Source organism: Burkholderia sp. Bp9031, assembly GCF_003857965.1.
In the GTDB taxonomy this organism is placed as follows: domain Bacteria; phylum Pseudomonadota; class Gammaproteobacteria; order Burkholderiales; family Burkholderiaceae; genus Burkholderia; species Burkholderia ambifaria_A.
The window spans coordinates 19757-43098 of record NZ_QTPW01000045.1 but is presented as its reverse complement, the minus strand read 5'-3'; the positions used below and the strand labels follow the sequence as shown (position 1 = coordinate 43098).

Here is a 23342-nt window from a genome sequence, read left to right as displayed (position 1 = left end):
AATCGGAGACCAAGGAAGGGCTCGAGCGCATCCAGGACGATTTCCGCCGCGTGCTGACGGCCGCGAAGCCGGACGTCGAGCTGCCGTTCTGAGCGACGTACGCACGCGTATTGTCGAATTGTCGACGCATCCGATACGTGCGGGGGCGGGTCCGTCGCGGCGCCGAGCGTTCGAACACGCGGGCCGCCGCAGACGCAACCGTCACCCGTCGAGAACATAACGAACCGTTCGGGACGAGCGTCCCGTTCGGCTTTTCAAGACGCCGGAACAATTTGGAGGAAAAGGATGTCGGGCTATCGCGAACTGAAGGCGCAAGCCGATGAACTGATGAGACGGGCCGAGGAAGCGAGACTGGCCGAACTCGAAACCGTGCTGCAGGAAGTCCGCAACCGTGTCGCCGAATACGGGTTGACGCCGAAGCAGATATTCGGCCGCAAGGGGGGCGTGGGGAAGCCTGCAAGGCCAACGGTCACCGTAGCGCCGAAGTACCGCGATCCGAACACCGGAACGACATGGAGCGGGCGGGGGCGCGAGCCCGCGTGGATCAAGGGAAAGCGCCGCGAGCGTTTCCTGATCGAGCACCAGGACGACTGAACGGGCAATCGCGCGGCGCGCCGGTTGCTGGCGCCGAGGCCAACGCCAACGCCAACGCCAACGCGTCGCCGAAGAGCGAGCACCTACAATGGAGGCGTCCGTCGGCCTGCGCTTCACCCTGACCTGGGTGACGCGCGGGCCGATCCACCCGCGACCCTCCAAGGCCAACATGGAAATCAAATGGATCGAGGATTTCCTCGCGCTTGCTCAATATCAGAGCTTTTCCCGCGCGGCTGAATTTCGCAACGTCACGCAATCGGGTTTCAGCCGCCGCATTCAGTCGCTCGAGCAGTGGATCGGCGCCGAACTGATCGACCGCAGCAGCTTTCCGCCGGTGCTGACGCCGGCGGGGCGCCTGTTTCGCGAGACCGCCGAGGACGTGCTCAGCCGCCTGTTCGACACGCGGGCCATCATCCGCACCGAGCAGCGGATCGCCGGCAAGAGCCTGCAGATCGCCGCGGGCCACACGATCGCGCTGAGCTTCCTGCCGGCCTGGCTCAAGGCGCTCGCCCCGCATTTCGGCGAGGTGCGGGCGCGCGTCATTCCGACCAATGTCCATGACTCGATCCTGATGCTCGTCAACGGCAACTGCGAGCTCATGTTCGCCTATCACCATCCCGAGCTTCCGCTTCATCTCGACCCCGCGAAATACGAGCACCTGACCGTGGGCCTCGACACGTTGATGCCGGCGTGCCGGCCGAACCGCCATTCGGCGCCCGCGTTTCGCCTTCCCGGAACGAGACAGAACCCGTTGCCGCTGATTTCCTATACGGAAACCAGCTACTTCGGTCGATGTCTCGCGCTGCTGCTCGGTCGTGCGTCGGACACGCCGGCCTTGCAACTGCATTACGAGTCCGACATGGCCGAAGTGCTGAAAAAGCTCGTGATGGAAGGTGAGGGCGTCGCGTGGCTGCCCCGCAGCGCGATCGCCGAGGAACTGGCGGCCGGCGAGCTCGTGCCGGCCGGAGCGGCGGCGTGGAATCTGGACGTCGAGCTGCGCGTGTATCGCGACGTGTCGAACCGCAGCGACTTCCTGGACACGCTCTGGCAGCATCTGCGCGCGGAGCCTGCCCGGCTAGGGTGAGCAAGGGTTTTCCCGCCTTATGCGGAACTCGCATACAGCCATGTTGCACCGGCATCACGAAGTTTTTGACCATCCCTACCATTCGTTCCAGCGGCAACCGTGACGCGTGACCGGCGTCGCGCGGCCTTCTTCGCAGCGCTCGTTCGCCTCCCGGCGGCCGGGCGTCACCCAAGGACGAATGGACATGAAAAATCGCCTTACCCTGAGCATTGCAATCGGCATGATCCTCGGTGTCGTCGCCGGTTATGCGTGCCACACCAGCATAGCGGACCCGGCCACGCTCAAAGCGGTCGCCGGCTACTTCTCGATCGTCACCGATATCTTCCTGCGCCTGATCAAGATGATCATTGCGCCGCTGGTGTTCGTGACGCTCGTCTCCGGCCTGGCCGGCATGGACAGCGGCGAAGACGTCGGCCGCATCGGCCTGCGTTCGATCGGATGGTTCATCTGCGCGTCGCTGCTTTCGTTGAGCCTGGGCCTCGTCATGGCCAATGCGCTGCAGCCGGGCGCGGGCCTGAACCTCACGGAGACCGCCGGCGAGGTCAACACCGGATTGAACACCGCTGCCCTGAACGCCCGGGACGTGATCACGCATGCGTTCCCGACCAGCCTGCTCGACGCGATGGCGCGCAACGACATCCTGCAGATCCTGGTGTTCTCGATCTTTCTCGGCGTCGCGCTGAGTGCGCTGAAGCACGACAAGCGCGTCGGCGTCGTGATCCAGTCGATCGACGGCATGGTGCCGGTGATGCTGCGCCTGACGAACTACGTGATGCGCGCGGCGCCGCTCGGCGTATTCGGTGCGATCGCTTCGTCGGTCACGCTGCGCGGGCTCGACGTGATCGTCACGTATAGCAAGCTGATCGGCGCGTTCTACCTCGGCTTGCTCGTGCTCTGGATGATCCTGATCGGCGTCGGCTACGTGTTTCTCGGGCGGCGCGTCGGCAGCCTGCTGAAGGCCGTACGCGAACCCGCGCTGATCGCATTCTCGACCGCGAGCAGTGAGGCCGCCTATCCGCGCCTGACCGAGCAGCTCGAGAAGTTCGGCGTCGACAAGAAGGTCGTGGGCTTCACGCTGCCGCTCGGTTACGCGTTCAACCTCGACGGCTCGATGATGTATCAGGCGTTTGCGGCCATCTTCATCGCGCAGGCGTTTGGCGTGCACATGCCGTTGTCGCAGCAGGTCTTCATGCTGCTCGTGCTGATGTTGAGCAGCAAGGGCATGGCGAGCGTGCCGCGCGGCTCGGTGGTGGTGGTTGCGGCGGTCGCGCCGATGTTCCATCTGCCGGCGGCCGGCGTCGCGATGGTCCTGGCGATCGACCAGATCCTCGACATGGGCCGCACGATGACGAACGTGATCGGCAACAGCGTGGCGACGGCGGTGATCGCGAAGTGGGAAGGCCGGCGTGCCGCGAAGCCGGAAGGCGCCGTATTCGACCAGCCGGAGCTGAACGCATGATGCGCACGGATAGCGGGAATGCGCGGCGGAAATTCGGCGTGGTCGGCGGTCTCGGGCCGCTGGGGAGCGCCGACGTGTTCTTCAAGATGGTGAAGGCGACGCCTGCGTCGTCCGACGAGGAGCACGACGAAGTGATCTTCGAGCAATACCCGTTCAAGGGCTCGGGGTCGGGCAGTGCGGCGACCATCGAGCGCAAGCTGTACGTGTTCGACATGATCCGGTCGTTCGAGCAGCGTGGCGTGACGACGGTCGTGCTGCCGTGTTTCCTGAGCCATACGTTCATCGACGAGCTGAAGGCGAATACGCGCCTGCCGATCGTCGATATCGTCGAAGCGGTTCGCAGCCACGTGCGGCGCAAGTATCCCGACGCGACGCGCATCGGCGTGCTCGCTTCCGACTATGTGCGCGACAAGCAGCTCTTCGACACCTATTTCGCGTCACCGCCATTCGAAGTCGTCTATCCGCGGCCGCACGAAGGTGTCGATCTCGTGACCGAGGCCATCTACGGATCGGACGGCATCAAGCGCGGCAATCTTCGGGGCCGGCCGGTCGAGCTGCTGCGCCGTGCCTGCGAGGATCTCGTCGATCAGGGCGTGCAGGTCATCGTCCCGGGGCTGACCGAGATCGCGCTCGTCGCGGACGAAATCGGCTCGCAGCGCGTGCCGCTCGTGGATTCGAACCTCGCGTATGCGCAGTACGCGGTGACCGGGCAGCCGGGTTCGCGCACGGCGCCGTTCAAGATCGGCGTGGTCGGCGGCGTGGGTCCGGCCGCGACGGTCGATTTCCTGGACAAGATCGTGCGCAACACGCCGGCGTCGCGCGATCAGGACCATATCAAGCTGCTGGTCGAACAGAATCCGCAGATTCCCGACCGGACGGAGAACCTGGTCGGCACCGGTGCGGACCCGACGATCTCCCTGTACGCGACCTGCAAGAAGCTGGAAGACGGCGATGCCGACATCATCGCGATTCCATGCAACACCGCGCATGCGTTCGTCGAACGGATTCAGCCTTATCTCGGCATTCCGATCGTCAACATGCTGACGGTCACGGTCGCCCACCTGCGCGATACCTATCCGGCGCTGCGGGAGGTGGGCGTGCTGGCGACGTCGGGCACGATCGAAAGTGGCGTGTACAAGCGGGCGCTGGCGTCGCAAGGCCTTCGGCAAGTGGCGCCGGCGCCGGCGTTGCAGGCGCGCGTGATGGAGGCGATCTACGGAAAGCAGGGCGTCAAGGCAGGCTTTACGACCGGACAGTGCGAGGAGGATATCGGTGCGGCCGTCGAGGCGTTGATTGCCGAAGGTGTGAGCGTGATCGTGCTCGGATGTACCGAACTGCCGATCCTGTTGCCGGGCGGCGAATATGTGGCGCGCAACGGGAGTCGGGCAACGCTGGTCGATCCGACCGAAGTGCTTGCCCGCGCGTGCATTGGTTATGCGACGGCGGGCGGTGGCTGAGTCGGTTCCTGTTTGGGGAGGGCGTTGATGATGAGGTTGACGCCCGCCGGGTTCGAGGCACGGTTCAGGCGCGTCGGCGTCGCATCAGGTTCTGCCCGCATCGCCTGCACCCGGCCCGGCCGGGCGCGTGATGAAATGGCGTCCGGACGAGGGCGCCGCTGCGTCATCCCGGTACGAGGAAAATGCGTAGTTCAGCAACCGGGCCGCATCCGATATTCTTGCTGCAGCAGTGGGCGCGCCCAGGACCACCGCGAACACGCGGCGCTTCATCGTGGGGGCGGCCTGCAATCGGCTCGCGGTCGCGACGATGCAATATCCGGCGGCCGCGGTGTGTCCCGTCTTCAGGCCGTCCACGGACGGATCCATGCCAAGCAGCCAGTTCTTGTTGCGCTTCTCGAATTTTCCGTAGGAGAAGCGCTGCTCGGATGAGTACCCGTAGTATTCCGGGAAGTCTCGCGTGAGACGGAGTGCCAGCGTGGACAGATCGCGAGCGGTCGAATGGTTGCCCGGCGTCGTGATGCCTGACGGCGTGGTGAAACGGGTGTGCTGCATGCCGATCTGCCGCGCCGTGTCGTTCATCCGTTGCTCGAAACCGGCCGGCGAGCCGCCGACCCGCTCGGCCAGCACCAGCGCCGCATCGTTCGCCGACGCGACGATCAGGCCCTGGACCAGGCGCCTGACCGTGACGCGCTGTCCGGGGACGAGATACATCCGGGCTTCGTCGCTGCCGACTTCCGCTACATCGGACACGCCGACCGTGACCTTTTCGTCCCAGCTCAGGGTTCCGTCGCGCAACGCACGAAGCACGATATACGCGGTCATGAGCTTGGTGAGCGACGCGGGCTGACGCGCCGCGTCCGCGTTGTGCTCGGCGAGGATCTGTTCGGACGCACCGTCGACGACGAGCCATGACACGGCTTGAATGTTCGGCGGTGGAGGCGCAGGTGCAGGTGCAGGTGCAGGTGCAGGTGCGGGCGCGGCTTCGGCCAGTGCTGTCAGACAGGCGGTAATGGCAGCCAGCAAGCGGGGGAAGCGCAGGCGTGAATGGAATCGTCGTGTCGTATGCCGAATAACCTGCATGGGAATGTGAGTCGTGACGGGTAGGGCTGATCGGGCGTCGAGCGGATGTGTCGACGGGGAGCGTCTGGCGTGACGTATCGCGACAGGATTCGCGGACGCCGATCATAAGCGACGACGCGGCGCGTGCGATGCCGTGTCGGCATCGCGTGATGCGTGAGCGGCATACGACCTCGAACGCGCGGGCCGTACGCCGTAACGACACGCACCCGCGGAGCGTCGTTCAGCGTGCGCTGTCGATGATCGAGCCGCCGTCCGGCGTGAGGCTGTAGCCGGTCAGGAACTGTGCGTCCTTGCTGGCGAGAAACAGGACGACCGGCGCGATGTCGTCGTCGGGTGTGCCGAAACGCCCCAGCGGGTTGGTCGGTGGCGGCACGTTGGCGTTCTCGCTCCACGTCTGCGCCAACGGCAACAGGTTGTTGACCGTGATCCGGTCAGCGGCCCATTCGCGCGCGGCGGTTCTCGTCAGCGCGCGTACCGCTTCTTTGGCCATGTTGTACGGACCGTATCCCGCGAGACCCATGACGCCGGCCATCGAGCCGAAGTTGATCACTCGCCCTTCGCCGCTCGCTTTCAGGTGCGGGTAAGCCGCCTGCATCATCCTCAGGTACGCGATGGGCCCGAGATCGAAGTTTCTTTGCAGTTTCTCCACCGATAACTCGGCGATCGAGGAGAACGGCACGGACGGATCGAACGCATTGTTCACGAGTATGTCGATGCCGCCGCACGTCGTGGCGACCTTGTCGACGGCGGCGTTGATCTGATCGGCGCTGCCGAGATCGCAAGGGACGCCGAGCGCATGGCCGCCGGCGGCCTCGATGTCGGCGACAACCGCATCGACGTTGGCCGACGTGAGCGACACGACCGCTACCGTTGCGCCTTCGGCGGCGAACCGTTTCGCGATGGCGCGGCCGATGCCTCGGCCTGCGCCCGTTACGATGGCAATTTTCCCGTTGAGTCGGGCCATGACGTTCTCCTTTAGCTGACGGTTGCATGACGCGTCGTCGCGACCATGCCGTACGGTGACGGGATGTCACGCGCGGCGTTTTGCGTGGTGAATGAAACGACGAGACAGACGAGGGCGGCCGCTGCCGGCAGTGCGCCGCGTGGCTTGCGAACACCGATGTGTGCGAGTGCGGAAAGCAGCAGGTGATAGAAGATGCCTGCGTACGCGAGATCGCTGAGCGGTACGCCGACACGCGTCAGGATGACCGCTATGGCGGCGATCTTCACGACGATCAGGAGCGGCACGAGATACGCGGGATAGCCGAATTCGACGAGGGTTTTACGGACCCAATCCCGCTTGACGATGTAGAGCGTTGCGGATGCCAGATAGAGCAGCGACAGCAATGCGGTGCTGATCCAGTATGCGAGATTTTCAGCCATTTGTTGCGGGTTCCTGAGTTTCGTCGATCTCGACTTGGCGCAAGAATGTCGTCTAAGATGAAATCCCGCAAGTAGGATGATTTTCTGTCTGTTGGTATGGAAAAGATGACTAATGATGCCGACGAAGTGAATATGCACGATGAAATGAGACGCGCATTCTCGCTGCTTTCCGGCAAGTGGAAGCTGGAGATCATGTGGCTGCTCAATCAGCGTGTCTATCGATTTGGAGAACTACGAAAAGCGATTCCCGGCATCACGCAACACATGCTGACCGCTCAACTACGCGAATTGGAATCGGACGGCTTGATTACCCGTACGGTGTTCGCGGAAGTTCCGCCGCGCGTCGAATACGGAATCACCGCAAAGGCGCGCGGTCTCGGGCCGACGATGGAGGCGTTGACGGCATGGTGGAACGAGTACGGGCGTACCGTGCCGGCCAAGCCGTCGACGCGCGGACGCAAGGCCAGTTCCGCCAAGGTGAAGCCGGAGTGATCTGGCGCGTTTTCCCGCATTCGGCTTGCTCGTGGAAAACTGTATGAATATACAGTATAGTATCCGTCGAACTCGAGCCGCGCGGGCATGATCCATGCGGCCCGTGCGCCGCGCCTGCGGGCATCCGCCGCAGCGTTCCGGCACCGTGAATTCCGGCTAACTCATTCAGACGGGCAGGCAAATTGTCATCCAGCAATCTGATCCGCATTCGCGGAGCACGTCAGCACAACCTCAAGAACCTCGATCTCGACCTGCGCACCGGCGAAATGACGGTCGTCACCGGCCCGTCGGGCTCCGGCAAGTCGAGCCTCGTGTTCGACACGCTGTACGCGGAAGGCCAGCGGCGCTACGTCGAGACGTTCAGCGCGTATGCGCGGCAGTTCCTCGACCGGATGGACCGCCCGCAGGTCGAGCGCGTCGACGGCGTGCCGCCCGCGATCGCGATCGACCAGACCAACCCGGTTCGCAGTTCGCGCTCGACGGTCGGCACGATGACCGAGCTGAACGACCATCTGAAGCTGCTGTACGCGCGCGCGGCCGAGCTGTTCGACCGGCAGACGGCGCGGCAGGTGCGGCATGACACGCCCGAGACGATCTATGCGGAACTCGTCGAGCGCACGCGTGCCGACGATCCGCGCGTCGTCGTCACGTTCCCGGTCGAGCTGCCGGAAAGCGCGTCCGAGGAAGAAGTCGCGCAGTGGCTGTCCGCGAGCGGCTACACGCGCGTGCAGGCGCAGCGCGAAGTCGCGTCGCCCACCGGCCCGCGCAAGCTGCTCGACGTGGTGGCCGACCGCTTCCGCGTGCAGCAGGCCGACAAGGTGCGCGTGGTCGAGGCGATCGAGGCGTCGCTGAAGCGTGGCGGCGGGCGCGTGAACGTGTACGTGCTGGCACCGGAGGCCGAAAACGCGATCGCCGAGCCGCAGGTGTGGCGCTTCTCCACCGGGCTGCACGATCCCGACAGCGACCTGCGCTACGCGGAGCCGCAGGCGGCGATGTTCTCGTTCAACTCGGCGTATGGCGCGTGCGAGACCTGCCGCGGCTTCGGCCGCGTGATCGGCGTCGATCTCGGCCTCGTGATCCCCGACGCGCGCAAGACGCTGCGCGGCGGCGCGATCAAGCCGATGCAGACGCCCGCCTGGAAGGAATGCCAGGACGACCTGATGCGCTACGCGGCGAAGGCGGACATCCGCCGCGACACGCCGTGGTCCGATCTGACGGACGCCGAGCGCGACTGGGTGATCAATGGCTCGCCGGACTGGAACGGCAAGTGGCAGAGCCAGTGGTACGGCGTCAAACGCTTCTTCGGCTACCTCGAATCGAAAGCGTACAAGATGCATATCCGCGTGCTGCTGTCGAAGTACCGCAGCTACACGCCGTGCGACGTGTGCGGCGGCGCGCGCCTGAAGACGGAATCGCTGCAATGGCGGCTCGGCTCGAAAGAAAACGCAGACGGCGTGCTCGCACCGGCCGATCGCTTCATGCCGCGCGGCGTCGACTGGACGCGCGCGCAGCTCGAGGCGCTGCCGGGCCTGACGGTGCACGACCTGATGCTGCTGCCGATCGAGCGCATCCGCCGCTTCTTCGACGCAGTGAGCCTGCCGAGCGCGCTGCTCGACGATGCGCTGAAGCTGCTGCTCGCCGAGGTGCGCACGCGCCTGAAATACCTGTGCGACGTGGGGCTCGGCTACCTGACGCTCGACCGGCAGAGCCGCACGCTGTCGGGCGGCGAGGTGCAGCGGATCAACCTGACCACGGCGCTTGGCACGTCGCTCACGAAAACGCTGTTCGTGCTCGACGAGCCGAGCATCGGGCTGCATCCGCGCGACCTCACGCGGATCGTCGAGGCGATGCAGCGGTTGCGCGACGCGGGCAATACGCTGGTCGTCGTCGAGCACGATCCGTCGGTGATGCTCGCGGCCGACCGGCTGATCGACATGGGGCCCGGCCCGGGCGAGCGCGGCGGCACGATCGTCTACGACGGCACGCCGGGCGACATCCGCTCCGCGCACACGCTGACGGGCGAGTATCTCGGCGGACGCAAGCACGTCGCGCATGCGTCGAACTGGGCGCGCCGTCCGGTGGACGCGAACACGCCGCGCATCGTGCTCGAAGGCGCGACCGAGCACAACCTGCGTGACGTGACGGTCGAGATTCCGCTGCAGCGGCTCGTGTGCGTGACGGGCGTGTCGGGTTCCGGCAAGTCGACGCTATTGCAGGACGTGCTCTATCCGGCGATGGCGCGCCACCACGGCAAGGCGACCGAGTCGCCGGGCGCGTTCCGCAGCCTGACGGGCGCCGACCAGGTCGGCGACGTCGTGTTCGTCGATCAGTCGCCGATCGGCAAGACCACGCGTTCGAACCCGGCCAGCTACGTCGGCGCGTTCGACGAGATCCGCAAGCTGTTCGCGAAGGCGCCGCTCGCGTTGCAGCGCGGCTACGGCGCCGGCACGTTCAGCTTCAACTCGGGCGACGGCCGTTGCCCGACCTGCGGCGGCTCGGGCTTCGAGCACATCGAGATGCAGTTCCTGAGCGACGTCTACCTGCGCTGCCCCGATTGCGACGGCAGCCGCTACCGCGCCGAGATTCTCGAAGTGCACATCGAGCGCGACGGCCGCGCGCTGAACATCGCCGACGTGCTCGACCTGACCGTCAGCGAAGCGGCCGCGTTCTTCGCGACCGACGCCGAGGTGCTGCGCGTGCTGCAGCCGATCGTCGACGTCGGTCTCGAATACGTGAAGCTCGGCCAGCCGGTGCCGACGCTGTCGGGCGGTGAAGCGCAGCGGCTGAAGCTGGCCGGCTTCCTCGCCGAATCGGCGGCCGCCGCCGGCGGGCGCCGGGTCGCCAGCGAAGAGGCGCGCATCGCGCGCGCGAAGCTGTTCATGTTTGACGAGCCGACCACCGGGCTGCACTTCGACGACATCGCGAAGCTGATGCAGGCGTTCGGCAAGCTGCTCGCGGCCGGCCATTCGCTGATCGTGATCGAGCACAACCTCGACGTGATCCGCGCGGCCGACTGGCTGATCGATCTCGGCCCCGAAGGCGGCGACGGCGGCGGCCTCGTGCTGTGCGCGGGCACCCCCCACGACGTGAAGGCCTGCGCGCAATCGCATACCGGCGCGGCGCTGCTGCAGTACGACCGCGCGATGGATGGCGAAACGGCGCTGGCCGACGAAGGCGTGCCGCTGCAGGCCGTGCTGAACGCCGCACGCGAGCGGCGCGCGATCGAGGGCGAGGACGTCGTGCGGATCGTCAATGCACGCGAGCACAACCTGAAGGCGCTCGACGTCGACATCCCGCACGGCAAGTTCAACGTGATCACCGGCGTGTCGGGCTCGGGCAAGTCGACGCTCGCGTTCGACATCCTGTTCCACGAAGGCCAGCGCCGCTACCTCGAATCGCTGAACGCGTATGCGCGCTCGATCGTGCAGCCGGCCGGGCGGCCGGAGGTCGATGCGGTGTACGGCATTCCGCCGACGGTGGCGATCGAGCAGCGGTTGTCGCGCGGCGGGCGCAAGAGCACGGTCGCGACCACGTCCGAAGTCTGGCACTTCCTGCGGTTGCTGTACGTGAAGCTCGGCCTCCAGCATTGCATCCACGACGGCACGCCGGTCACGTCGCAAACCGTCGAATCGATCGCCGCGCAGTTGCTGCGCGACCATCGCGGCGAACACGTCGGGCTGCTGGCGCCGCTCGTCGTCAACCGCAAGGGCGTGTATACCGATCTCGCGAAGTGGGCGAAGGCGCGCGGCAGCACGCATCTGCGCGTCGACGGCGAGTTCGTGACGGTCGATCCGTGGCCGAAGCTGGACCGTTTCCGCGAGCACACGATCGAGCTGCCGGTGGCCGACCTCGTCGTGTCGCCGGACAACGAGGCCGAGTTGCGGCGGCGGCTCGACGAGACGCTCGAGCTCGGCAAGGGCGTGATGCACCTGCTCGCGCCGCTCGACGGGCTGCATCACGCGATGCAGAACGATCGTTCGACCGCACGCGTCGGCGAGATCAAGGTGCTGTCGGTCAAGCGCGCATGCCCGGTGTGCGGCACGAGCTACCCGGAACTCGACCCGCGGATGTTCTCGTACAACAGCAAGCACGGCTGGTGCACGACCTGCGTCGGCACCGGCGTCACGCTCACGCGCGAACAGCGTGCAGCGTACGACGACACGGTGCTCGCCGGGGACGAGCGCGGCCGCGAGCAAACCCTGCCGTCGGACGAGCAGGAGCCGGAAGGCGTCGGCAATGAGCCGTGCCCGGATTGCGGCGGCACGCGCCTGAACCCGCCCGCGCGCGCGGTCACGTTCGACGCGCATCCGATCGTCGAGGTCGCGCAGTGGACGGTATCCGATACGCGCCGCTGGATCGACACGCTGGAGCTGACCGGCCGCGACGCGCAGATCGCGCGCGACATCGTCAGCGAGATCGGCAGCCGCCTCGCGTTTCTCGAGGAAGTCGGGCTCGGCTACCTGAGCCTCGATCGCGCGGCACCGAGCCTGTCGGGCGGCGAAGCGCAGCGGATCCGGCTCGCCGCGCAGCTCGGCAGCAACCTGCAGGGCGTGTGCTACGTGCTCGACGAGCCGACGATCGGCCTGCATCCGCGCGACAACCAGATCCTGCTGGACGCATTGCGCAAGCTCGGCGACAAGGGCAATACGCTCGTCGTCGTCGAGCATGACGAGGACACGATTCGCCGCGCCGATCACATCATCGACGTCGGCCCGGGCGCCGGCAAGCGCGGCGGCATGCTGGTCGCCGAGGGCGCGGTCGCCGATCTGGCCGCGCAGCCGGATTCGGTGACGGGGCGCCTGCTCGCGCAACCGATGACGCACCCGCTGCAACCGCGCCGCACGGTGAGCCTGCCGGGCAAGAAGGGCGCACCGGCGGTGCCGGAGGGCTGGCTGACCGTGCATGGCGCACGGCTGCACAACCTGCGCGACGTCACCGTCGGCATTCCGCTCGCGCGGCTCGTCGCGGTGACGGGCGTCAGCGGCTCGGGCAAGTCGACGCTCGCGCGCGACGTGCTGATGACGAACCTGCTCGATGCGGTCGGCCGCTCGGTGCTGTCGTCGCCGGCCACGCGGCGCGCGCGCAAGGCCGCGCAGCAGGACGCGCCGGCGACCAACCGCCGCTCGAGCGTGCTTGCACGCAGCGCGCCGCGGCCGTCGCTGAACGTCACGCATGCGTGGCAGGGCTGCGAATCGCTGAGCGGCTGGGAGCAGATCGACCGCGTGCTCGAAGTCGACCAGACGCCGATCGGCAAGACGCCGCGCTCGTGTCCGGCCACCTATATCGGCGTGTGGGACACGATCCGCAAGCTGTTCGCCGATACGCTGGAAGCGCGTGCGCGCGGCTACACGGCGTCACGCTTCTCGTTCAACACCGGCGACGGGCGCTGCCCCGCGTGCGAAGGGCAAGGCGTGCGCACGATCGGGATGAGCTTCCTGCCCGACGTGAAGGTGCCGTGCGACGTGTGCCACGGGCAGCGCTTCAACCCGGAGACGCTCGCCGTCACGTGGCGCGGCCGGAACATCGGCGATGTGCTGACGATGGAGATCGACGAGGCGGTGGCGTTCTTCGCGCCGATTTCGAACATCGCGCATCCGCTGCAGCTGATGAAGGACGTCGGCCTCGGCTACCTGACGCTCGGCCAGCCGTCGCCGACGCTATCCGGCGGCGAGGCGCAGCGCATCAAGCTCGTCACCGAGCTCACGAAGGTGCGCGACGACATCACGCGGCGCGGCCAGAAGGCGCCGCACACGCTGTACGTGCTCGACGAGCCGACGGTCGGCCTGCACATGGCCGACGTCGCGAAGCTGATCCGTGTGCTGCACCGGCTGGTCGACGGCGGGCATAGCGTCGTCGTGATCGAGCACGATCTCGACGTAATCGCCGAAGCCGACTGGATCATCGATCTCGGTCCGGAAGGCGGCGTGGGCGGCGGCACGATCGTCGCGGCGGCGCCGCCGGAAGGGCTCGTGCAGGTGGAGGCGAGCCATACCGGGCAGGCGCTGAAGCCCGTGCTGGCGCGCACGGCCGCGACGGGCGATGAAGCGGCGCGTGAGGGAGTAGAGCGGGTCGGTTGAACGCGGTGCTTCCGGTGAGCGGCCGCGGTGTCGGGTCAGACATCGCGGCCGCTTTTACATTCGCTCGTGCGATCAGCTGATACGGGAACCGGCACACAGCGTGAACAAATCGCTGCGTCGGATATCGTCGCGGGATGTGTCGAGGCTGCCAGCCAACACCAGTGAAGCGGACGAACAAGGAACGACAGCAACGGCTTTTGCCGCTCGGGCGGAAGACGGCTGCGCCTTCTCCGATCTCATTCGGCCTTCACGCCGATCGTCTCGATGATGGTCTCCAGTTGCGGGCTCATCGGCAGGTTGAGACTCATGCCCGACGGCAGCGGACGCAGGAACCAGCGCTTGTACTGACGCGTGATCTCGCCGTCGGCGGCCAGTTCCTCGAACGTGCTCTTCACGACCCGCGCGAGCTGCGGATCGTCCTTGCGGAACATGATGCCGTACGGGTCGTATGACAGGAAATCGCCAACCACGTCGTACTGACCGCCCTTGCCCGCATTCTCGGCAATCAGGCCGTACAGCAGCACGTCGTCCGTCGCGAACGCATCGGCGCCGCCGTTCGCGACCAGCGCGAAGCCCTGCGCATGGTCCGGCACCACCTGCAACTGGATCCCGAGCCTGAACCGCGCGTCCAGGTCGCGCAGCGCCTTCTCGTTGGTCGTGCCGGCCGTTACCGCGACCTTCTTGCCCGCGAGATCGCGGAACGAGCGGATCGGCGAGCCTCGCTTCACCATCACCTTCGTGCCGGCCACGAAGAAGATCGGCGAGAACGCCACGCGCTTCTGGCGCTCCAGGTTGCTCGTCGTGGAGCCGCATTCCAGATCGACCTTGCCGCTGACCACCGCGTCGATGCGGTTGTCGGCCGTGACCGGCACCCAGCTGATCGTCAGGCTCTTGTTGATCGCATCCTCGATCGACGACACGAGCGCCTTGCAGAGCTCGATCGAATAACCGATCGGCTGGTTGCGTGCGTTCAGGTACGAGAACGGTATCGACGCGTCGCGATAGCCGATCGCGATCGTGCCGCTGTTGCGCACCTTCGCGAGCGTGCCGGTCAGTTGGGCCGGCGCGAACGGCTCGACGCGCGGCGGCGCCGATGGCGCATCTTCCGCGCGCGCGGTTGCACCCGCGGCAAGCAGGCCTGCGAGCGCGAGCGCACGCCAGAATCGCTGCATCTTCATCGCCGGGCCTCCGTCAGACATCCGCAGGATGCGCGATCGTCCCTTCCTGCTCCGCGTCGATGCGCGCCAGGTTGGCTTCGGCTTCCGCCTCCGACATGAGCTGGCCTTCCCACTTCGCGACCACCGCGCTTGCGATCGAGTTGCCGACCGCGTTGGTCGCCGAGCGGCCCATGTCGAGGAACGTGTCGACGCCGAGGATCAGCAGCAGCCCGGCCTCCGGCAGCCCGAACTGGTGCAGCGTGGCGGCGATCACGACGAGCGATGCGCGCGGCACGCCGGCCATTCCCTTCGAGGTCAGCATCAGGACCAGCAGCATCGTGATCTGCGTGCCGAGCGACAGGTGCATGTTGTACGCCTGCGCGATGAACAGCGACGCGAACGTGCAGTACATCATCGAGCCGTCGAGGTTGAACGAATAGCCCATCGGCATCACGAAGCTCGAGATCTTGCGGCGCACGCCGAACCGGTCGAGCGCATCGAGGATTTTCGGATACGCGGCTTCGGAGCTTGCCGTCGCGAACGACAGCATGAACGCTTCCTTGATCAGCACCAGCAGCTTGAACACGCGCGGCCCGAGGAACAGCAGCCCGGCGCATACGAGCAATGTCCAGAGCAGGAACAGGCTCACGTAGAAGTCGCCCATGAACACCGCGAACTTCAGCAACACCGACAGCCCGTTGACCGCGACGGTCGCGGCCATCGCGGCCAGCACCGCGAGCGGCGCGAGCTTCATCACGTAGCCGGTGATCTTCAGCATCACGTGCGACAGCTGGTCGATCGCGGCCACGAGGATCTTGCCGCGCTCGCCGAGCGCCGCCAGCGCCACGCCGAAGAACATCGAGAACACGACGATCTGCAGGATCTCGTTGTTCGCCATCGCCTCCGCGAACGACTTCGGCACCATGTGGCCGACGAAATCCTTCAGCGTGAACTTGGAGGTCGCGAGGTTCGCCGAGGCGCCGATGTCCGGCAGCGGCAAGCCGAGGTTGTCGCCGGGCCGCAGCAGGTTCGCCATGAACAGCCCGAGCAGCAGCGAGATCAGCGATGCGGTGATGAACCAGCTGATCGATTTCGCGAACACGCGCCCGACCGATGCCGCGTCGCCCATGTGCGCGATGCCGACGACCAGCGTGGAGAATACGAGTGGCCCGATCACCATCTTGATCAGGCGCAGGAACACGTCGGACACGAGCGAGATGTAACCGGCGATCTCGGTGGTGGCCTTTTTGTCGGGAAAGCTCGTGAAGATCATGTAGCCGATCAGGATGCCCGCCACCATCGCGATCAGGATCCAGACGGCTGCAGCATTCTTTTTCTGCATCGTGAGCCTCCCATGCACCGGTTCCGCAACCGGGGATGGAAGGACAATACAGGACGCGAACGGCGATGAACAGTGCAACCGGGGCGGGATTTGTCCTAGCGCCGCGTCGCGACCGCTTGCCCGTCGGCGATTGCGCCGGTAGCGCCCCTCGGGCCCGGGCCGGCGCAACCCGATAGCGGATTTGTGCGGGGCAGCACATGGCCGGTTCGTTGCGGGATGCCGCGCTAGTCATGCGCGGCGGGATCCAGCAGGCTCTTGCTGAAATCGCACGCCTGCGCCGCCAGCCGAACGATTTCGGCGGTCAGCGAATGGGCGCGTTCCGCACGATGCAGCGCGACGTAGCGCACCGGCGGCAACGCCGGCCGCGTGCGCACGATCTCCAGCGCTTCACATGCGACCAGATGCGCGACGCACGCCTTCGGCAGATAGCTGACGCCCAGCCCCGACAGCGTCAGGCCGATCTGCGCGATCAGGCTGTTGCTCGACAGCACGCGCTGCATCGCGACGCCATGTTCCTGCAGGAAGCGGGTGTACAGGTATCCCGTACCGGACAGGTTTCCCTGCAGGATGAGTGGATGCTGGGCGATGTCCGTCAGCGAAAGGGTTGCCTTGCGCTTCGGCATGAACCCGGCCGCGCACATCCACGCATTGTCGACCTCGCCGACCACCGTCGCCGCGAACGATTCCGTCGCATGAATCTGCGGAACCACGATCAGGTCGATCGTGCCGGCCGCGAGACGCTCGCGTAGCGCCGCGGTCAGTTCCACCTCCGCCTCCACATGCACCCGCGGATACGCGGCCTGGATCGCCGCGATCAGGCGCGGCAGCCAGGTCAGCGCGGTCAGTTCGGTCACGCCGATCCGGACATGCCGCACCAGGGCTTCCTTCGAACTCATCCGCTCGACGACACGGTCGCGCTGCTCGAGCAATTCCTTCGCGTGCTCGAACAGTTCGGCGCCCTTGTCGGTGAGCCGGGCGCTGCGATGCGCGCGATCGAACACGGTCAGGTCGAACGCGCGCTCGAGTTCCTGGATCCGTTTCGACACGGCCGACTGCGTCGTGTTCAGGCGCGTGGCCGCCGCGTCGAAGGAGCCGAGCTGCACGATCCAGTACAGCGCTTCCATCTGCTTGAACGTGAGCATTGCCTTGCACTCGATAGATGAGGAAAAGCGATATTTTCTCATGTCAAAAAATCGCTTTTTTTACATTTTTCGGCTGTTTAAGGTTCTGCCATTGCGTTCGCCGGAAGACTCGCCACGTCGCGTCCGGCGTTCAATCGAACCCCATCATTGTGGAGACAGCATGGACACCGTCATCGATTCCCCGCCCGTCCCCGACGCGGCACGCAAGCCGCGCATCGGCCTCGCCTGGCAGATCGTCATCGGGCTCGTCATCGGCATTGCAACCGGGTTCGTGTTGAACCGGTTCCCGCCATTGCGCGAGACGGCCGTATCCGGATTGCTGCAGCCGGCCGGCGACATCTTCATCAAGCTGGTGCGGATGATCGTCGTGCCCATCGTGTTCACGAGCATGGTGATCGGCATCGCCGGCGTGGGCGACGGCAAGTCGCTCGGCCGCATCGGCCTCAAGACGCTGTTCTATTTCGAGGTGGTCACGACGATCGCGATCGTCCTCGGGCTCGTGATCGGCAACGTGCTGCAGCCGGGCGTCGGCACCGACATGTCGCAACTCGGGCACACGGACATTTCCCGCTACCAGCAAGCGACGCAACAGGTGCAGCAGGCGCACCACGGGCTGATGGCGCTGGTGCTCGGCATCATCCCGGACAACATCGTCGCGTCGATGGCGAAGGGCGACCTGCTGCCGGTGATCTTTTTCTCGCTGCTGTTCGGGCTCGGGCTGCAATCGGTGCCGGAAGAACACCGCAAGCCGGTGATCGCGATGCTCAAGGGCGTCGCCGACGCGATGTTCAAGGTGACGAACATGGTGATGCGCTATGCACCCGTCGGCGTGTGCGCGCTGATCGCGGTGACGGTCGCGAGCTTCGGCTTCGGCTCGCTGCTGCCGTTGCTGAAGCTGGTCGCCGTGACTTACTTTGCAATCCTGCTGTTTGCGATCGTCGTGCTGGGCCTCACCGCGCGGTTGTTCGGCTTTCGCATCCTGACGCTGCTGCGCGTGATCAAGGACGAACTGATCATCGCGTTCTCGACCTGCAGCTCTGCGACCGTGCTGCCGCAGCTGATGAAGAAGATGGAGGACTACGGCGTGCCGAAGAGCATCACGACGTTCGTGGTGCCGACCGGCTACACGTTCAACCTCGACGGCGCGTCGATCTATCTCGGCATCGGCACGCTGTTCGTCGCGCAGCTCTACGGCGTGCATCTCGACTGGCAGCAGCAGATCCTGCTGACGCTGACCATGGTCGTCACGTCGAAGGGTGCCGCGGGCGTACCGGGCTTCATGTTCGTGATCATGCTCGCGACGCTCGCGAGTGCGGGGCTGCCGCTCGAAGGGCTGGCATTCATCGCCGGCGTCGACCGGATCATGGACATGGGTCGCACGGCGCTGAACGTCGTCGGCAACGCGCTCGCGCCGCTCGTCATCGCCAAATGGGAAGGCCGGTACGACGCGGAGAAGGGGCGCGCGTACCTCGAATCGCTGCGCGGCTGAACGCCGCCATGCATGCATCGCACAACATATCGAAGCAGACAGGAGCATCGAAGATGAGTAGTACCCATGGAGCACTTTTTCCAGACGCATTGATGCAGCAGGTCAAGTCGCGCTTTCATCACGTCGATCGTGACCTCGATGGTCGCGAGCGGCTGTTCTTCGACAACGCGGGGGGATCGTTCCGGCTGAAGGCCGCGGTCGAAGCGTACGCGCGGATCGATGCGCTGCCCGATTGCCCGGAGCGCATCCATGAGCGCGCGCTCGACCTCCAGGCGATCCAGTCGCGCGGCGAGGATGACGTTCGAACGATCCTGAACGCGCAGGGCGGCACCGTATATGCGTCGCTGACGGCATCGGGCGCGATGTTCGACATGGTGCGCGCGATCATGGAGAACGTGCCGGGCACCAATGCGGTGACGACCGTTCTCGAGCATCCGTCGTCCTACGACGCGATGACGGGCTATGCGGAACGGACAGGCAAGACGCTGCGCATCGCGCCGAGCAATCCGGCGACCGGCGGCGTGGACGTCGATGCGATCGTGTCGCTGGTCGACGCCGATACCGCGCTGCTCAGCGTGATGTATGCATCGAACATCTCCGGCGCGAAATTCGACATCGAGACGCTCGTCGCGCGTGCGCGTGAGAAGAAGCCCGGGCTGTTCATCATCGTCGATGCGGTTCAGCATGCGCCGCACGGTGTGATCGACCTGGCGCGCATGCCGGTCGACGGGATCAACTTCGCGCCGTACAAGTTCTTCGGGTGTCGCGGTTCGGGCATCTCGTGGCTGTCGCCGCGCGCGGCCGCGTTGCCGCATCATCGGCTCGCCGCGAAAGGGCGCGACGTATGGGAGCTGGGCAGCCCGGCGCCCGCGCAGTTTGCGGTGGTGACGTCGATCGTCGATTACGTCACGTGGATCGGGCGGTATTTCCTCGACTCGGATGATCGGCGCACGTTGTTCGTCGAGGGCATGCAGCGGATCGAACTGCATGAACGCGCGCTGTTGGCCGCGTTGCTCGATGGGTGCGAGGGGCGTCGCGGGCTGAGGTCGATCGATGGTGTCGAGGTCTATTGGGATCACGACGACCTGACGAAGCGCGACCTGATCGTCGGGATCGGCTTCGCGAACCTCGAACCGACGCAAGCGGTGCGGGAATACGAGAAGCACGGTGTGATCGTCTATGAACGCGTCGCGTCGAGTTTGTATTCCGGCCGGATGCTGAAGTCGTTCGGGATCGGCGGCGCGGTGCGGATATCGCCGCTTCATTGTCATGCGCCGGAGGATATCGCGCGGTTTCTCGCGGTTACAGAGGTGCTGGCGGCGAGCCGGTGATTGACGACACGGCCCGGGTGATCCGGGCCGTGTCGCATTCGGTGCCGTAAAATTCTGCACGTCCGCGAGCGGTGCGTAGCCGATCGGCGGCAGTTTCGGCATCCAATCGAGATCGAAGCTGTAGCTGGCTGATGACACCGTTTCCAGCTCGATACATGTCCCGACATGACATGCGATCTGCGACGACGCGGGTATCGCACAAGACGCAATCATTGACCCGCCGGCGGCTGATTCGCTTTCTATACTGTTTACGTTGACCGAATTATCAACGGCATGCGTGCGCCAACAACGCACACGTCCGACAAATCCCGGGGTAAACGAAAACTGCACCGGCCGCAAACGCTTGCGGCCGGTCGGTGGAGTTCGGCCCGTGCATGGGCGAGGGCGCGGGGATGGGCTCCTCAACCATCGGAGAATTGAAATGAACGCGTCCCACCCGTGAAGGCAGGAGCAAAAGGAGGTGGATCCTCACGGGCCAACGGCATCGATGTGCCCAGGTGGAAAATGCACGCATTTCCCGGCAACCGGAGGATCCACGATGAACAGTATGGCCATGGGCGTCGATATCGCCAAGAACGTGTTCCAGGTGCATTACGTTGATCAGGCAAGCGGCGAGATCGTGAACAAGGCGATCAAGCGTGCGAAGTTTCTGGAGCACTTCGCGAATCGTGAGCGGAGCCTAATTGGGATGGAGGCGTGTGGCGGTGCGCACCACTGGGCCCGAGCGCTGAAGCGGATGGGTCACGAGGTCAGGCTGATGCCGGCGGAGTTCGTGAAGGCATTCAACATCCGCAACAAGAACGATGCGGCAGACGCGCGAGCGATCTGGCTGGCGGTACAGCAGCCGGGCAAGCCGATAGCGGTGAAGACGGAAATGCAGCAGGCGATGTTGGCGCTGCACCGGATGCGGGAGCAGTTGGTGAAGTTCCGCACGATGCAGATCAACGGGCTGCGTGGACTGCTGACGGAATACGGCGAGGTGATGAGCCGTGGCCGGGCGGCACTGGACAAGGAGATACCGGCGGCGCTTGGCCGGATCGCGGAGCGTCTGCCAGCGGCACTGGTCGATACGTTGCGCGAACAGTGGAATGGGTTGGCACGACTTGACGAACAGATTGCCGAGATCGAGCGACGCATGCGCGAATGGAAGAAGGAAGACCGGGCAGTGCAGGCAATCAGTGAGATTCCTGGCGTGGGGTTACTGACGGCGACCGCGGCAGTGGCCATGATGGGCGATCCGAAAGCGTTCAGATCGGGACGGGAATTTGCGGCGTGGGCGGGTTTGGTGCCCAAGCAGACAGGCTCTGGCGGCAAGGTGAATCTGCACGGAATCAGCAAGAGAGGCGACACGTATCTGCGCACGTTGCTGATTCACGGCGCGCGCAGCGTACTCACCCACGCGAAGGAGCCGGGGCCGTGGGTCGAGCAGATCAAGAAGCGACGACCAACGAATGTCGTGATCGTCGCGTTGGCCAACAAGATGGCGCGGACGATCTGGGCGGTACTCGCTCATGAGCAACCGTATCGGAAGGACTACGTCAGCGTGAAACCAGCCTGATCGGTTCGTGCGAGGTAGAAGATCAACATTGACACAGGGTGAACGTCGAAAGGTTGCGCAGCAATCGAGTGTGATGACGAGCCAGGTAGGACCTGGGCCCGCCAAGCCTGAATATCGCCAAGAGCTTTGAGCTCGTTCGGAGAATGAGGCGCGGGCCAGCGGATTTCATAGGGGCCCGCAGCGGAGGTATCGGCTGCATCAAGGCCGGATATAGAGCTGCAGCCCATCCTGTCTGTCGGAATACACGAGAACTGTTGCAAACGGGACGCGTTCATATAGGCAATATGGCGACATACATCGTATTGATGAATTGGACTGACCAAGGTGTGCAATCCGTGAAAGACACGGTCCAGCGAGCGAAAGCGTTTCAGGAAGGGGCGCGGGCGATGGGCGTCACCGTCGGCTCGCTCAAATGGACACTTGGGCCTTACGACATCGTCGCGACACTCGATGCACCCGACGACGAAACCGCGACGCGGCTGGGACTGATGCTGGCGCAGTTAGGCAATGTTCGAACCGTCAGCATGCGTGCTTTCGGCGAAGCGGAAATGGAGAGGATCGTCGGCGGCATGAAGTGAAGCCTTGACGCGCGAGATGCAACCAGCCACCGACAGTGGTGAAACGGGCGCCTTGGAAGCTGGTTGGTTGTCCTCGCATCGTGGCATCACGGGTATCGCTCACGAGCCAGGCGCTTGCGCAGTTACGCTTTCGGTGGTTAATCCACGACAAGAAACGGCGCTGCTTATACGGGAAGGTTGTAGTGAGTGGGCAGATTTCCTGCGCGACATCGGTAACCGAATCACGGCCAGCATCTTCGTGCCTCGTGCCTCGTGCCTCGCGCCGAAACGCTCGCAATCATCCGCCTAATCCCGAGTGCGATTGCCGGCTCGCGGTCGGGCTGTTTTCGTGCTCGCGTCGGTCGTCATGGATGGGGCCGCACTGATCGACGCAAGAGTTGAATTCCGGTCTCGGTCGAAACAGCGGCCGTCTGATCGTGGAGTAGTATTCCCCCAATGTCTGAGTTATTGCTCGGCCTCTGCGGCGCACAGCCAACTCATCCGTGAGGGCGGCAAGCTCGTTAAAGGATTTGGAAACTGCGTCAACGATACATGTGATGGCGCTGGCCGTGACGACGGCATTGATGGGATGCATCATGTCAACCGAGTGGAAGCACCGCGTCAGACTGTTTGCCCAGCGTTTCTGGCAGCCGACCAGTGCGTGCATGACCTGCATGCCGGGGAGCTGGGGAAATATCATGAGCCTTGCCCACTGGACTATTGCATTTCATACAGGACTGCTTACTGGACTCCTGGCTGTATTTTTGACTTTCACGCCTGCGGCGAAACTCTACGCGCATCGATACGGCAATGCGCTGGTCGTTGGCGTCCTGACAACGTTGGGCGACGCCTACTCGCACACGAGTCACTACCGTATCCCCTATGTCGAGCACATCGTGACGGGTGCGATTTCAGGTCTCTTGACGCTGGCGGCCTCATATCTCTTCGAAGACCGCGCGCGACGCCTTCGGGCGGTATGGGCTCGGGTTTTCGGATAGCTTGTCCGCTGACTTTCTGAACCCACCGGGCCGAACGGAAAGAGGCTCCTCGGTGTGGCTACGCTTCATGATTGGGAGGCTGCGCATGGACAACGGGAACTCGTGGCCGTTACATGCCCCAGTGTCAGGAGGCGGCCAGTTT

17 protein-coding genes are annotated in these 23342 nt (G+C 64.9%); 11 read left to right on the top strand and 6 right to left on the bottom strand.

Annotation, left to right across the window (positions count from 1 at the left end):
- Positions 1-285 precede the first annotated feature (285 nt).
- The 4 genes from DIE15_RS33905 to DIE15_RS33890 all read left to right on the top strand — a co-directional run bounded on the left by DIE15_RS33905 (position 286) and on the right by DIE15_RS33890 (position 4594).
- Positions 286-594, top strand: coding sequence for an H-NS family nucleoid-associated regulatory protein (locus DIE15_RS33905; protein WP_057928201.1), 309 nt, complete (start codon positions 286-288; stop codon positions 592-594).
- 169 nt (positions 595-763) lie between these two features.
- Positions 764-1678, top strand: a complete 915-nt coding sequence (locus tag DIE15_RS33900; protein ID WP_124835592.1) for a LysR substrate-binding domain-containing protein — start codon at positions 764-766, stop codon at positions 1676-1678.
- Positions 1679-1862: 184 nt separating this feature from the next.
- Positions 1863-3137 carry a dicarboxylate/amino acid:cation symporter gene (locus DIE15_RS33895; protein WP_124835589.1) on the top strand — a complete coding sequence of 425 codons (1275 nt, stop codon included), beginning with the start codon at positions 1863-1865 and terminating at the stop codon, positions 3135-3137.
- Entirely contained in the window at positions 3134-4594 is a 1461-nt protein-coding gene (locus DIE15_RS33890) for an amino acid racemase (RefSeq protein WP_124835588.1), read from the top strand. The genes DIE15_RS33895 and DIE15_RS33890 overlap by 4 nt, the downstream gene beginning before the upstream one ends.
- Before the next feature lie 84 nt (positions 4595-4678).
- Here DIE15_RS33890 and DIE15_RS33885 read toward each other — a convergent pair whose 3' ends face one another.
- The 3 genes from DIE15_RS33885 to DIE15_RS33875 form a co-directional block, all read right to left on the bottom strand.
- Positions 4679-5674: a D-alanyl-D-alanine carboxypeptidase family protein gene (locus DIE15_RS33885; RefSeq protein WP_124835587.1), complete on the bottom strand. Its 996-nt coding sequence runs from the start codon at positions 5672-5674 to the stop codon at positions 4679-4681.
- A 220-nt stretch (positions 5675-5894) separates the two neighbouring features.
- Positions 5895-6638: an SDR family NAD(P)-dependent oxidoreductase gene (locus DIE15_RS33880; protein ID WP_057928204.1), complete on the bottom strand. Its 744-nt coding sequence runs from the start codon at positions 6636-6638 to the stop codon at positions 5895-5897.
- Between the two features lie 11 nt (positions 6639-6649).
- The gene (locus DIE15_RS33875) at positions 6650-7057 is read right to left on the bottom strand and encodes a DoxX family protein (RefSeq protein WP_057928205.1); all 408 of its coding nucleotides are present in this window, start codon (positions 7055-7057) and stop codon (positions 6650-6652) included.
- A gap of 96 nt (positions 7058-7153) precedes the next feature.
- On the opposite strand from DIE15_RS33875, the gene DIE15_RS33870 reads away from it, so the two are divergent.
- Positions 7154-7549, top strand: coding sequence for a helix-turn-helix domain-containing protein (locus tag DIE15_RS33870; RefSeq protein WP_124835586.1), 396 nt, complete (start codon positions 7154-7156; stop codon positions 7547-7549).
- 182 nt (positions 7550-7731) lie between these two features.
- Complete coding sequence (uvrA, locus tag DIE15_RS33865) at positions 7732-13626, top strand: excinuclease ABC subunit UvrA (protein WP_124835585.1); 5895 nt, start codon at positions 7732-7734, stop codon at positions 13624-13626.
- A 236-nt stretch (positions 13627-13862) separates the two neighbouring features.
- Here the strand turns inward: uvrA and DIE15_RS33860 are convergent, their stop codons facing one another.
- The 3 genes from DIE15_RS33860 to DIE15_RS33850 all read right to left on the bottom strand — a co-directional run bounded on the left by DIE15_RS33860 (position 13863) and on the right by DIE15_RS33850 (position 17267).
- Positions 13863-14804 (bottom strand): amino acid ABC transporter substrate-binding protein, encoded by a 942-nt coding sequence (locus DIE15_RS33860; RefSeq protein ID WP_057928207.1) that lies wholly within the window; start codon positions 14802-14804, stop codon positions 13863-13865.
- 13 nt (positions 14805-14817) lie between these two features.
- Positions 14818-16125, bottom strand: coding sequence for a dicarboxylate/amino acid:cation symporter (locus DIE15_RS33855; RefSeq protein ID WP_124835584.1), 1308 nt, complete (start codon positions 16123-16125; stop codon positions 14818-14820).
- Positions 16126-16349: 224 nt separating this feature from the next.
- On the bottom strand, positions 16350-17267 hold the full coding sequence (locus DIE15_RS33850; protein WP_124835583.1) for a LysR family transcriptional regulator: 918 nt from the start codon (positions 17265-17267) through the stop codon (positions 16350-16352).
- A gap of 160 nt (positions 17268-17427) precedes the next feature.
- Between DIE15_RS33850 and gltP the strand changes: the two genes are divergently transcribed.
- From gltP to DIE15_RS33825, 5 genes are all read left to right on the top strand, one after another.
- A complete protein-coding gene (gene gltP / locus DIE15_RS33845; RefSeq protein WP_124835582.1) occupies positions 17428-18756 on the top strand; it encodes a glutamate/aspartate:proton symporter GltP in 1329 nt (442 codons plus the stop codon).
- 53 nt (positions 18757-18809) lie between these two features.
- Entirely contained in the window at positions 18810-20087 is a 1278-nt protein-coding gene (locus DIE15_RS33840; protein WP_124835581.1) for an aminotransferase class V-fold PLP-dependent enzyme, read from the top strand.
- Between the two features lie 538 nt (positions 20088-20625).
- On the top strand, positions 20626-21645 hold the full coding sequence (locus DIE15_RS33835; protein ID WP_124835580.1) for an IS110 family transposase: 1020 nt from the start codon (positions 20626-20628) through the stop codon (positions 21643-21645).
- 284 nt (positions 21646-21929) lie between these two features.
- Positions 21930-22223: a GYD domain-containing protein gene (locus DIE15_RS33830; RefSeq protein WP_057928240.1), complete on the top strand. Its 294-nt coding sequence runs from the start codon at positions 21930-21932 to the stop codon at positions 22221-22223.
- A gap of 575 nt (positions 22224-22798) precedes the next feature.
- Positions 22799-23200 carry a hypothetical protein gene (locus DIE15_RS33825; protein ID WP_124835591.1) on the top strand — a complete coding sequence of 134 codons (402 nt, stop codon included), beginning with the start codon at positions 22799-22801 and terminating at the stop codon, positions 23198-23200.
- The last annotated feature ends 142 nt before the right edge of the window (positions 23201-23342 follow it).

Excerpts from the sequence above, each read along its gene's own strand:
- DIE15_RS33895 (WP_124835589.1), top strand. The coding sequence starts at position 1,863 with ATGAAAAATCGCCTTACCCTGAGCATTGCAATCGGCATGATCCTCGGT.
- gltP (WP_124835582.1), top strand. The coding sequence starts at position 17,428 with ATGGACACCGTCATCGATTCCCCGCCCGTCCCCGACGCGGCACGCAAG.
- DIE15_RS33860 (WP_057928207.1), bottom strand. The coding sequence starts at position 14,804 with ATGAAGATGCAGCGATTCTGGCGTGCGCTCGCGCTCGCAGGCCTGCTT.
- DIE15_RS33875 (WP_057928205.1), bottom strand. The coding sequence starts at position 7,057 with ATGGCTGAAAATCTCGCATACTGGATCAGCACCGCATTGCTGTCGCTG.
- DIE15_RS33830 (WP_057928240.1), top strand. The coding sequence starts at position 21,930 with ATGGCGACATACATCGTATTGATGAATTGGACTGACCAAGGTGTGCAA.
- DIE15_RS33855 (WP_124835584.1), bottom strand. The coding sequence starts at position 16,125 with ATGCAGAAAAAGAATGCTGCAGCCGTCTGGATCCTGATCGCGATGGTG.
- DIE15_RS33835 (WP_124835580.1), top strand. The coding sequence starts at position 20,626 with ATGAACAGTATGGCCATGGGCGTCGATATCGCCAAGAACGTGTTCCAG.
- DIE15_RS33885 (WP_124835587.1), bottom strand. The coding sequence starts at position 5,674 with ATGCAGGTTATTCGGCATACGACACGACGATTCCATTCACGCCTGCGC.
- DIE15_RS33905 (WP_057928201.1), top strand. The coding sequence starts at position 286 with ATGTCGGGCTATCGCGAACTGAAGGCGCAAGCCGATGAACTGATGAGA.
- DIE15_RS33825 (WP_124835591.1), top strand. The coding sequence starts at position 22,799 with ATGTCAACCGAGTGGAAGCACCGCGTCAGACTGTTTGCCCAGCGTTTC.
- DIE15_RS33880 (WP_057928204.1), bottom strand. The coding sequence starts at position 6,638 with ATGGCCCGACTCAACGGGAAAATTGCCATCGTAACGGGCGCAGGCCGA.
- DIE15_RS33900 (WP_124835592.1), top strand. The coding sequence starts at position 764 with ATGGAAATCAAATGGATCGAGGATTTCCTCGCGCTTGCTCAATATCAG.
- DIE15_RS33840 (WP_124835581.1), top strand. The coding sequence starts at position 18,810 with ATGAGTAGTACCCATGGAGCACTTTTTCCAGACGCATTGATGCAGCAG.
- DIE15_RS33890 (WP_124835588.1), top strand. The coding sequence starts at position 3,134 with ATGATGCGCACGGATAGCGGGAATGCGCGGCGGAAATTCGGCGTGGTC.
- DIE15_RS33870 (WP_124835586.1), top strand. The coding sequence starts at position 7,154 with ATGGAAAAGATGACTAATGATGCCGACGAAGTGAATATGCACGATGAA.
- DIE15_RS33850 (WP_124835583.1), bottom strand. The coding sequence starts at position 17,267 with ATGCTCACGTTCAAGCAGATGGAAGCGCTGTACTGGATCGTGCAGCTC.